Source organism: Desulfurellaceae bacterium (assembly GCA_021296095.1).
In the GTDB taxonomy this organism is placed as follows: Bacteria; Desulfobacterota; Binatia; order Bin18; family Bin18; genus JAAXHF01.
On record JAGWBB010000109.1, the window covers coordinates 1 to 10,963 of the forward strand.

The window sequence follows — 10,963 nt, forward strand, 5'->3', positions numbered from 1 at the left end:
GTTATGGCTGAGTTTGCATTTTCCGCCTATGTCAAGGTTGGCGAGAACCGCTACCGCGAGCGCTATGGCCTGGATTTTGAGGACTTCGAGGTCGGGCAGGTGTTTCAACACCGACCGGGGATTACCATCTCCCAGCAGGACAATGTGGAAGAGACGGTCGATACCCTCAACCAGGCCATGCTGCACTTCGACGCCAACTATGCGGCCCAGACCGAGTGGAAAAAGCCGCTCGGGGTGAGCACCCTGACGTTGCAGCGGCTGATGGGGCTGACGTGGAAGACGTTTAATAAAAAGAATCGGATCTGTAGCTGGGCGGAAATCAAGATGACCGCTCCCGTGTTTGGCGGTGATACGCTGTACGCCGAGAGCGAGATCACCCACAAAGCCGCTGCCGCAGACGATGCGGAGTGTGGACAGCTGACGGTGGTGACACGTGGCATCAACCAGGCTGGCAGGATCGTGTGCGCCATGGAGTACGCCCTGCTGGTGTATAAGCGCGACCGCATTCCGTTTGACAAGGCCGGCTACTGATTACCAGAGATAGACACCATGGCGACATTTTACTCGCACCGAAAAGTGGCCGACCACACCTACATCGAAGTGGCCGGGATCGAGTTTGAGGACTTTGCCGAGGGGCAGATCTTTGAGCATCGGCCGGGCCGCACCTTCACCGCCGAAGAGAGCCGGCTGCACGCCATCCGCTCATTGGATCTGTCCATGCGCAATGTGGATGCGGTCTATAACGAGAAGGTCTATGGCGGGCAGGCGGTCATCGGCGAGTCTTTTCTGATCAGTGTGCTGACGGCGCTGACGACCAAGACCTTCGGCAAGGTGGTGGCCAATCTGGGCTGGACCAACATGCAGTTCCCGGTGCCGGTTCACGCCGGGGATACGATCTACGCCGAGTCCGAGATCCTCGGCAAACGGGAATCCGCCTCCCGCCCCGGCCAGGGCATTCTGTCGGTGAAGACGCGGGCCCTGAACCAGCGCGGCGGGGAGGTGTGTTCGTTCGAGCGGCGGATTCTGCTGTATAAGCGCGGCCAGGGGCCGTATGAAGCGGCGGGCTATTAAGCCGCGAACACGCCGTGGTCGACCTTGCTGAAATACGTCATATCGGGATTGGTCATCGACTCGCCGACCTTGGAATCGAGCCGCCGCTCAACCGCCTGGGTGGCCCAGCGGCCGATTTCGACGATTTTGTCCAGATCCACGCCGGTCTCAATGCCCAGACCGTTCAGCATGTAGATCAGCTCTTCGGACGACAGATTGCCGCTGGCGCCAGGTGCATTCGGGCAGCCGCCCAGGCCGCCACAGGCACTCTCCAGTACGCTCACTCCCATCTCCAGGGCCGCATAACAGTTGGCCAGTGCCATCCCGCAGGTGTTGTGAAAATGGGCGGTCAGGACGGAGACCGGAACCCCCTCGTCCAGACACGCCTGGATAATGGCCTGAATCGACTTTGGCGTCCCGACCCCGATGCTGTCCCCGAGCCCGATCTCATAGCAGCCCATGCGGTAAAAACGGGCAACGAGCTTGGCCACTGTGTGGGGATCAACCTCACCCTCATACGGACACCCGGCCACACACGAAACCGCTCCCCGCAGCCCGATTCCGTGTTCCTGTGCCGCTGCGGCAACCGGCTCAAAACGGACGAAACTCTCCTCGATTGTGCAGTTGATATTGGCCCGGCTGAAGGCTTCGGTGGCGCTGCCGAAAATCGTAATATACCTGGCCTCGGCCTTGAGAGCGTCCTGAAAGCCACGCATATTGGGAACCAGGACGCTGTATTCAACCCCGGGTTTCTGCCTGATCTGAGCCGCAACCTGATCGGTCAGCTGCATGGCCGGAATCACCCGGGGGCTGACAAACTCGCCGATTTCAATCGAAGGAAACCCGGCCTCGGTCAGACGGTCAATCAGCTCGACCCGGAACTCGACAGGGATGAGATGTTTGAAGCCTTCCAGCCCGTCGCGGGCGGTGAGATCAACGATTTTGACTTTGCGCGGCAGTGCCATGGGCGTCGCTCCTTGGAAGAGAATACAGTCAATTCAGCGAGGCTTATCAAGCCCGCCAGAGGCGCGCAAGCAGTCCAAGCAGTCCGCGCGCCCCTGGAGGAAGACGCATGAAGGCAGGACTCCCGTGTATTGAGACCGCTCGGCTGCGGCTGCGTCCGTGTCGGCGGGACGATATCGAGGTGCTGCACCATATCTGGACCGATCCGGGCGTGCGTAAATATGTGTGGGACGATCAGATCATCGCCCGCAGCCAGGCGGCTGAGATAGTCGAGGCCAGCCTGGCCCAGTTTCGGCACCAGGGGGATGGCCTCTGGCTCATGCTGTCCGGCCAGGCAGACACGGCCGTTGGCTTTTGCGGCTTTTGGCCCTTCCACCAGCCCGCCCGGTTGGAGCTGCTGTACGGCCTTGTTCCGAGCCACTGGAACAGGGGCCTGGCCACCGAGGCGGCCCGGGCACTACTGCGGTTTGGCTTTGAGGAGCGTGGCTTTCCGACGATCAGCGCCAGTACCGATGCGCCGAATGCGGCTTCGATCCGCGTGCTGGAAAAGATCGGCATGCGCTTCCACAAACGCGAGCTGAGCAACGGTCTGGATACAGCCTATTACACCATAGCCCGCAACGCCTTCCGTCGCAGCGCCGCGCCGTATCAGCTCGAGTGGAGGCCGTGCTGGCCCAGGTCGAAGTGGAACAGCTCGGTCAGATTCGTCTCAACGATGTCGAGTTCGGCTTGGAAGTCGAGCCCTTCGGTGTGGAGCGTGGACAGCTGCTCGGCCCCGTACCAGGCTCCGAGCAGGCTGCCGAGCAGCGAGGCCAGTGTGGCGGTGTTGCCGCAGCTATGGGCGATGGCGCGCAGCGCCGTGGCTGGATCGTCGGGCGCGTAGGCAATCGTGGCTGTGAGCTGAGCCAGGACACGGTAGGGGTCGTGCAGCCCGCCCAGAAAGGCGTGGTCGAGAAAGGGCGGCATCGGCGGGTCAAGGACCCGCTGCTTAAAAACGGTATTGAGAGTAGACTCTGTTTCACCGCGCAGCTCGCGGCCGAGTTGCGCCATGGCCTCCAGCACGCCGCGCAGGGAGGCGGCTTCTTGAGTCTGGGTCGCAGCGGCCAGGTCGTCCAGCACGGCGCGGCCGCGGTCGAAGAACCAGTCGCCAAAAGAGCTGGTTTCCGCAGCTTCATTCACCGCCAGAGACACGAGGGTGGCTACAAAGCCGGTCACGGCTTTGGCATAGCCTTGGTCGAGGCTGGCCTGCCGTTGATACACGGTAAAGGTTTCGAGCGGAGTCGTGCCGTGCCGGACGGCGGCCATTTCCAGATACAGGAAGAGGCCGAAGACGCCTGGAACCCCTGGACTGAACAAGCCCTCGCTGCGGTTTTCTTGGTGGGCCTGAAACATGTCCAGCCAGGCTGTGAGGTGATCTCGACAGGCGAACGAATACCACTCGGGATATAGCGGCTCGTGCCGGAGAGCGGCCATGAAGTCGCGCAGGGACGCCTCGTCAAACGTCCGGTCGTCATCAGCAATCGCCGCCAGCCAGGGGTGAAGGACACACAGGCGATAGCAGGTATCGTCGGTCGGCATACCGATTCTCTTGGCGTGCACAATCGCCGGCAGCCAGGTTCCCCAGGCTTCGCCCCACTCGGGCATGTCACGGGCGACCAGGCGTGTCGGCAGCGGGTCCGGAGTCGGCGTTTCCTGGCCCTCCTGGGCGGCGCCGAGCGCATCGCCATACGCTCCGAGCAGGAGCATGCCTCTGATTTTATCGTCAAATGTGTTCGGCATAGTGGTTCATTCCTCTCGCCGTCGGCCTATCTTGTCTTTGGCCGTGGAGGTCGTTCTGGGTCTAACAACCGCACTGTCCCCGCTTTAGATATGCGCGCAACGAAAGGTGGGGGAGTGCTTGCAACGAACCTCCGAATTTCTGGGAGTGCCTTAACAATAGCTGAGGCCATCTCGTCACCGGACATATTACCCGAGGGCAGAATGAAAGCACGAGCCCCGCTCTGCATCAGCGCCTCGCGCTCGACCGACCGTCTGCGTATGCGGTCATCCTTGGTGAGAATCAGCCAGCTTCGCCGACCTACATCAGGAAGCCAGTCTTCGTCCCGGGCGTCTATCGCAAAGTGTTCCTTCAGCAGTTCTACGTTGAGTTCTTGCTGACGGAGCGCTCGGGCAATAACTTTGTCTCCCAAATTTTGGTCGAGAAAGAAGGTGAGAACCTCAGGCGGCGTTTCTATAGTGTTCGCAACGGAGCGCTTCTTCGATTTCTGACGACGTGCGGCCATAGTCATCCGCGAGTTGTGCTATCGATTCTCCAGCCTCGAAGCGTTGATAGATAATTTCGGTTGGAATGCGGGTACCGACCAGCACCGGTCGCCCAAACGCGATGCGCGGGTCGACAACAATGACGCGTGGGGAAGTTGCGGACTCGTCCTGTCGGGTGAACAAATACAGTTTGACGGCAAGCCCTGATATATCTCGCTCAATCCGCTGCAGATGAGCTTCCAGCATATGGCGTATATTGAGTTGGCCTTCATCCGAGATGGCAATCAATTGCCCGAACTTTTCGACAAAAAGATGTAAGCCGTCCGTTGCAAAGCTTTGATCGGCCAGTGGATGCTGAGAGGGAAAGTGGTGTGCGAGATACTGGAGCGCGCTTCTGACTTTTGGGAACGGTACCTGATGTTGGCGACGAATAGCCGCCAGGACATGTGCCTCAACCAGATTCACAAAGGACAACAGAGCGCGTTCCGTATCGGCGAGATGTATCACTGGCTCAGAACGCTGACGACCGTGGAGCGTCGGGTAGTAGCGGCCACGGACCCATGTCCGGAGGGTCGCAACTGGCAGACGCAGATAGTGAGCCGCCTCCGGGATGCTGTATGCCGGAAGCTCACGGGGATCCTGTCCACCGTAGAGATCTCCTTTTGCCCTCCTCATGAGGTGTTGCTCTCCTCCTAAAAGCCGTCTCCAATCACCATAAGGGCGAGATGTCAACAGCGGCCGTGCCCAAACCCAAACGCCCCGAAGTCTTAGCAACTTCGGGGCGTCAGATTGGTTGCGGGGCTAGGATTTGAACCTAGGACCTCGAGGTTATGAGCCTCGCGAGCTACCGGGCTGCTCCACCCCGCGTCAAGAAAAGAAAACGACACAGAACCTGTGTCGCTCACCAGTGTATGTATCGACTGCGCCGGGCGAAGTCAAGAGAGGCCGACATCTCGCTTGAGAGACTGGATCTCGAACGGGGCGAGCGGACGATAGGCGCCCGGCGCGAGATCCGTGAGCAGGATCGGACCGAAACGGATCCGGATCAGCTTTTCGACCGGATGGCCGATGGCGTCGCACATCTGTCGGACTTCGTGGTGGCGTCCTTGGCGCAGGGTGATCTCAATCCAGCTCTTGCGCTCGCTACGACGGATAGTGCGGAGATCGGCCGGTCCGCTCAGGCTGCCGTCGGCCAGACGCACGCCGTGTTTCAATTTGGCCAGTACACGCGGCCCACATGCGCCGCTCAGCTTGGCATGGTAGGTCCGGGGGATCTGATAGCGCGGATGCAGCAGGCGGGCGGTCAGCTCTCCGTCATTGGTCAGCAGCAGCAGCCCGGCCGAGTGATAGTCGAGCCGACCAACTGGAAAGACGCGCTCGCGTACCTCGCCGAGCAGCTCGCGGACCGTTGGCCGCCCTTCCGGGTCGGCCAGGGTGCTGACCACACCGGTCGGTTTGTTGAGCAGAAAATACAGCCGCGCCGAGTCGAAGGAGACGGGCCGGCCGTCGACAACAATGGTGTCGCGTCTCGGGTCCGCGGTTGTCCCCAGCCGGGTGACCGTCTGGCCGTTGACCTGGACCTTACCAGCCTCGATCAGTGTCTCGGCTTTCCGACGCGAGCTGACGCCGGCCTGGCTCAAAAGTTTGTGCAGGCGCTGCGCTCGCGGTGGTGCGGGAGAGCTGGGCGACTGGACCGCTTGGGAGGGTGGAGCGTTCGCGTCACTCCGGTCTGCTGTCCGGTCTGGTGTCCTGGCCGTTTGTGTCGTCGCTCGGCGAGTCTTGGGACTCAGCCGCGCGGCTCGGGATGTTTTGGGTTTGGGCATGGCGTTCTCCGCCGCTGGCGTCGTCTCCCCCGCGTACGCTGTCAGGCGTCCCGTCGAGAGCGTGGTCGGCCAGGGGGTTGAGACTTGGTTCGTGGATGTCGGGCAGCGGCGGCAGATCGGTCAGGTCGTTCAGACCGAAGAGTTCCAGGAACTGGGGAGTCGTGCCGTACACCCACGGCCGACCGGGCACGTCTTTACGACCCATCTCGCGGATCAGCTGCTTGGTCAGCAGCGAGTGGATAACGCCATCAACGGTAACCCCGCGCACCGACTCGATCTCCAGCTTGGTGATGGGCTGGCGGTAGGCAATGATGGCCAGGGTTTCCAAGGCCGCCCGACTCAGCCTGCCGGGTTTTTCTTGCAGCAGCGTCTTGACGTACTCCGCGTGATGCGGCGCGGTGCGGAACTGGTAGCCGCCGGCGACCTCGGCAAAGACAATCCCCCGGTTTGCGGCCTGATATTCTTCGCGCAACAGCGATATGGCCGGTTTCACTTCCGCCGGTGTCACGCCGATGACTTCTGACAGGCGGCGCAGAGAGACCGGGTCGCCGGCGGCAAAGATCAGGCTTTCGGCAATCGTTTTGAGTTCGGCGGAATGCATGGCAGTGTTGAGCCTCAGAGCTGTTCCAGGCCGTGCGGCAGCGGGGTGTCTGGACTGACGGCCAGGCTGAGGAAAATGGGACCGAAGGGGGCCGTTTGGTGCACGTCGATCATCCGGCTGCGGACCAGTTCCAGGCTGGCCAGGAAGGTCACCAGGATTTGTAATCGGCTTGTTTCGGCCGCGAATAATTCGGTGAAGCTGATGCGGCCACGCTCCCGCAGCAGGTCGAGAACTAAACTGACACGCTCGCGCAGAGAGATCTGCTCAAGCACAATCTCGTGTACCAACTCGGGCTCGGCTTTTTTCAGCGCCTCCTGCAGGGCGTCGAGCAAGTCCCCCAGCCCGACATCATGCACGTGCTTGGCCTGCTCTTCGGTGGGTAGCGGCCGGCGGGTAAAGACATCCCGTCCCAGCAGTGGTCGGCGGCCGAGCCCGAGCGCGACTTCCTGAAAGCGCTGATATTCGAGCAGCTGACGGGCCAGCTCTTCCCGGGGGTCGGGTCCGGCTTCCTCCTCGGTCGTCTCGCGGGTAGGCAGCAACAGGTGTGACTTGAGGTGTAACAGGGTGGCGGCCATGACCAGATATTCTCCGGCCAGGTCAAGGTCGAGCTGGTGCAGCAGGTCGAGGTAGCCGAGATATTGGTCGGTGATGGTGGCGACCGGAATGTCTGAGAGATCGACTTCGTTCTTCTTGACGAGGTGCAGGAGCAGGTCGAGCGGTCCTTCAAAAATATCGAGTCTGACGCGGTACGACATCACACTGCACCGATCTTCTACAGCAGGGCATCCAAGAGAAAGACGGTGACCGGGCGAATCATGTCACCCAGGATTCCGGTCATCAGCAGCCCGATAAGGATGAACATGCCGTAGGGCTCAAGGCGCGCCAGGGGGAAGGCCAGGCCGCGCGGCAACAGGCCGACAGCCACCCGTCCGCCGTCCAGGGGGGGCAGGGGAAAGAGGTTGAATACCGCCAGGGCGACATTGATGAAGACACTGGCGGTGAGCATGGCCGCCACCAGACCCATACTCGCCGGCTGGGCCTGGGGAAGGTCAACCGGCAGCTGACCGGCCTGGAGTTGGTGGAGCAAAAAGGCCGAGAGCGTAGCCAGGAAAAGATTCATGGCCGGGCCGGCGGCGGCCACATAGACCATATCCCGGCGGGGGTTGCGCAGATTGGTAAAATCGACCGGGACGGGCTTGGCGTAGCCGAACAGGATGGGCGAACCCGTCATGACCAGGAACAGGGGGAGCAGGATGGTGCCGAACATATCGACATGGCTGATCGGGTTCAGGCTCAGCCGTCCGAGCCGGGCTGCGGTCGGATCGCCCAGCCGGTAGGCCGTGTAGCCGTGGGCCAGCTCGTGGAGGATGACCGCGATCAGTACTGGGACCGACCAAAAGGCGACTTTTGCCACAAACTCCATCGCGCTCAGTGTATAAGCTCACGGCTGGAGAGACAAGAGACGAGGGGCAAGAGTGGGAGGGGGCTGGCTGGGAGGTGCTCCTGGGGAGGGAAGGGCGACCGCCACAGCCAGCCTTGCTACAGGGGGTGTAGGCAGGACCTATCTAGCCCTCAGCATGTAACACCCGCATGACAGTCGGGTGAAAATTGGGTGAAAGCCGCCGGGCGCATAGCGTTCATGACTGGTTCTTAAGATTGGCGCTATCTTTGACATTCGCTCAGGGGGAGTCCTCGGAGCCTGGGATGTCGGGCAGCATCTCGCCGGTGCGGGTAAACTCGTACAGCCGCTCCTGGGAGCGGATTGGGGTGGCGGACTGTCGGCTCAGGTAGCGCGAGTAGCCGTCGGCCAAAACTTCCCGGGCTTTGGTCGAGTCGGCCAGCTGAATGGCCAGGATATGGCCGAGCTGGGCCTGGAGTCCGGGGTCGAGCACGGGAAAGGCGACCTCGACCCGGTGGTCGAGGTTGCGCGGCATCCAGTCGGCAGAGGCTAAAAAGTACTCCGGCTCGCCGGCGTTCTGAAAATAAAAGATGCGGGCGTGTTCCAGAAAACGGTCGATAATGGAAATCACACGGATATTATCCGAGACGCCCGCCAGCCCGGGCCGCAGGCAGCAAATGCCCCGAACGATCAGGTCGATCTGGACCCCGGCCTGGCTGGCCGCGTAGAGTTCTTCGATCAGGATCCGGTCGACCAGGCTGTTGAGCTTGGCAATGAGGCGGGCGGGACGGCCGGCTTGGGCGTGTTCGATTTCGCGCCGAATGCGGCTGATCATGTTGTCTCGGAGCTGGGTCGGGGCGACCAGGAGGTGATGAAAGTCCTGCGACTGGGTGTACCCGGTCAGCATATTGAACAGCTGGGTCAGATCTTCACCAAACGATTCCCGACAGGTGAACAGTCCCAGATCACAGTAGATGCTGCTGGTTTTGGCATTGTAGTTACCGGTGGCCAGATGGCAGTAGCGACGGATCCCGTCCTCCTCTTGGCGGACGACCAGACAGGCTTTGCAGTGGGTCTTGTAGCCGACCAAGCCGTACACCACATGCGCGCCGACCTCTTCCAGGGCGCGCGCCCAGGAGATATTGGCCTCTTCGTCAAAACGGGCGCGCAGCTCGACCAGAACCGCGACTTCCTTGCCGGCTTCGGCGGCCTTGGTCAGCGCCCGGGCAATGGGCGAGCTGGGGCTCACCCGGTAGAGGGTCATCTTAATGGCCAGCACATTGGGGTCGCGGGTGGCTTCTTCGACAAAATTGGTGACCGCGTCAAAGGACTGATAGGGGTGGTGGACCAGAATATCGTTGTCCCGGATCGCCTGCCAGATGCTCGTCGTGCGCTCGAAAGCCGGAACCGACAGCTGGGGCATGGGGCGGTCTTTGAGCTGCGGCAGATCGACCGCAGCGTAGAGCTGGAACAGATCGGTAAAGGCGGTGAAGCCCTTGCTGGCGTACAGGTCGGACTGCTGGAGATCGAGCTCGCGTACCAACAGAGACACAATGTTTGCCGGCAGGTCTGTGTCGTATTGGAGCCGTATGGCGGTGCCCATGCGTCGCTCGCGCATGGCTTCCTCAATGCTGGTCAGTATGTCTTGTAAGCGATCCTCGGGCAGCTCGAAGTCAGCGTCGCGAGTGACGCGGACCGCCTGACAGGACAGAATCTCATAGCCCTGGTACAGACGGGGCAGGTAGTGCTGCAACACGTCCTCAAGCAAAATAAAGATGTACTGACCGGATCGGGCAGGCAGAGAAATAAAACGCGGCACCACATGGCCCGGGATATGGACCATGGCCAGGGGGGTCAGCGGCAGATGCGACTGGCCCAGCGGCCGCAGCCCGGCGACCAGGTACAGGGATCGATTGGCGAGGTGCGGAAACGGGTGACCGGGGTCAATGGCCAGCGGGGTGAGAACCGGGTGAAGCGCTCTTGTTCGCCGTCCAAGTCCGACGGGGTGACAAAGTGGATGCCCGCCTCGGCCAGTTGGGGGTGGATTGTATCCAGGAAACACCGGTGTTGCTCATCAACCAGCTCGTGGACCCGAGCCGAAATGGCCGCCAGCGCCTGAGTGGGCATCAGCCCGTCCGGGCCGACCCGAAAGTTGCCCTCGCTGATCTGTCGCTTGACGCCCGCGACCCGGACCATGAAGAATTCGTCGAGGTTTGAGCTGAAGATGGACAGGAACTTGACCCGTTCCAACAGGGGCACGCTCTCGTCCTGGGCTTCTTCCAGGACCCGCTTATTGAACTCCAGCCAGGACAGCTCGCGGTTGATGAATGGCAGCTCGCTGAGAGGAGATGCCGGGTGGGTCGAAGGTTTCTCGCATGAGGATGCCATGTCGGACTCCTCCCTGGGGAAGAACGGTAAGGCTCGAGAAACCGCTGCGCAGCATAATCTCCTCAATTGTCACCATCCCGGCGACAATAGTATCAGCCCGCTCAGCCTTGAGGCCACGGTAGACCCGTTCTTCGGCAGGAATTTTTCCCAACTGTTCGAGGAACGTGGTAATCACAGACCGCTGTAGCGGGAAAAATTTGTTTTGACAAGACGGCTGCTTGCGGCGCAGGCTGGACGCGGCTTTATTCATGCGACACAGGGTACGGGCGGTTCCTCCAGGTTCGATCAGTTCCTTATACACAGCGTGTGTTACAAGGATATGACATCCCCACGACATATGGGTTTTTCTCGCCGAAGAGAGGGAGGGCCTGACAGAGAGGCAATACCTGGGGGGGATCTCTCTGTCAGGGCAAGGAGGGGTGTAGAGAACGGCTCTAGTTCTGCCAGACTGTGTGTGATGATAGTATGACAGCAGGA

12 protein-coding genes and 1 tRNA gene are annotated in these 10,963 nt (G+C 61.1%); 2 read left to right on the plus strand and 11 right to left on the minus strand.

What is annotated here, in order from left to right; all coding sequences use genetic code 11:
* Together J4F42_19625 and J4F42_19630 are read left to right on the plus strand one after the other, a co-directional pair.
* Positions 1-531: MaoC family dehydratase (locus J4F42_19625; GenBank protein ID MCE2487729.1), on the plus strand; the 531-nt coding region annotated here is incomplete at its 5' end.
* Between the two features lie 18 nt (positions 532-549).
* Positions 550-1,071: a MaoC family dehydratase gene (locus J4F42_19630; GenBank protein ID MCE2487730.1), complete on the plus strand. Its 522-nt coding sequence runs from the start codon at positions 550-552 to the stop codon at positions 1,069-1,071.
* Here J4F42_19630 and J4F42_19635 read toward each other — a convergent pair.
* The 11 genes from J4F42_19635 to J4F42_19685 form a co-directional block, all read right to left on the minus strand.
* Positions 1,068-2,015, minus strand: a complete 948-nt coding sequence (locus tag J4F42_19635; protein ID MCE2487731.1) for a hydroxymethylglutaryl-CoA lyase — start codon at positions 2,013-2,015, stop codon at positions 1,068-1,070. The two genes, J4F42_19630 and J4F42_19635, sit on opposite strands and share 4 nt — an antisense overlap.
* A gap of 646 nt (positions 2,016-2,661) precedes the next feature.
* A complete protein-coding gene (locus J4F42_19640) occupies positions 2,662-3,792 on the minus strand; it encodes an ADP-ribosylglycohydrolase family protein (GenBank protein MCE2487732.1) in 1,131 nt (376 codons plus the stop codon).
* Between the two features lie 26 nt (positions 3,793-3,818).
* Complete coding sequence (locus J4F42_19645; GenBank protein ID MCE2487733.1) at positions 3,819-4,295, minus strand: hypothetical protein; 477 nt, start codon at positions 4,293-4,295, stop codon at positions 3,819-3,821.
* Complete coding sequence (locus tag J4F42_19650) at positions 4,231-4,950, minus strand: DUF433 domain-containing protein (GenBank protein MCE2487734.1); 720 nt, start codon at positions 4,948-4,950, stop codon at positions 4,231-4,233. The genes J4F42_19645 and J4F42_19650 overlap by 65 nt, the downstream gene beginning before the upstream one ends.
* A gap of 115 nt (positions 4,951-5,065) precedes the next feature.
* Positions 5,066-5,142 (minus strand) — tRNA-Met (locus J4F42_19655).
* Between the two features lie 68 nt (positions 5,143-5,210).
* A complete protein-coding gene (locus tag J4F42_19660; GenBank protein ID MCE2487735.1) occupies positions 5,211-5,915 on the minus strand; it encodes an rRNA pseudouridine synthase in 705 nt (234 codons plus the stop codon).
* A gap of 79 nt (positions 5,916-5,994) precedes the next feature.
* A complete protein-coding gene (gene scpB, locus J4F42_19665; protein MCE2487736.1) occupies positions 5,995-6,699 on the minus strand; it encodes an SMC-Scp complex subunit ScpB in 705 nt (234 codons plus the stop codon).
* A 14-nt stretch (positions 6,700-6,713) separates the two neighbouring features.
* Complete coding sequence (locus J4F42_19670; protein ID MCE2487737.1) at positions 6,714-7,454, minus strand: segregation/condensation protein A; 741 nt, start codon at positions 7,452-7,454, stop codon at positions 6,714-6,716.
* A gap of 17 nt (positions 7,455-7,471) precedes the next feature.
* Positions 7,472-8,122: a site-2 protease family protein gene (locus J4F42_19675; protein ID MCE2487738.1), complete on the minus strand. Its 651-nt coding sequence runs from the start codon at positions 8,120-8,122 to the stop codon at positions 7,472-7,474.
* A gap of 256 nt (positions 8,123-8,378) precedes the next feature.
* A complete protein-coding gene (gene ppk1, locus J4F42_19680; GenBank protein ID MCE2487739.1) occupies positions 8,379-9,941 on the minus strand; it encodes a polyphosphate kinase 1 in 1,563 nt (520 codons plus the stop codon).
* Positions 9,942-9,952: 11 nt separating this feature from the next.
* On the minus strand, positions 9,953-10,486 hold the full coding sequence (locus J4F42_19685; GenBank protein ID MCE2487740.1) for a hypothetical protein: 534 nt from the start codon (positions 10,484-10,486) through the stop codon (positions 9,953-9,955).
* Positions 10,487-10,963 lie beyond the last annotated feature (477 nt).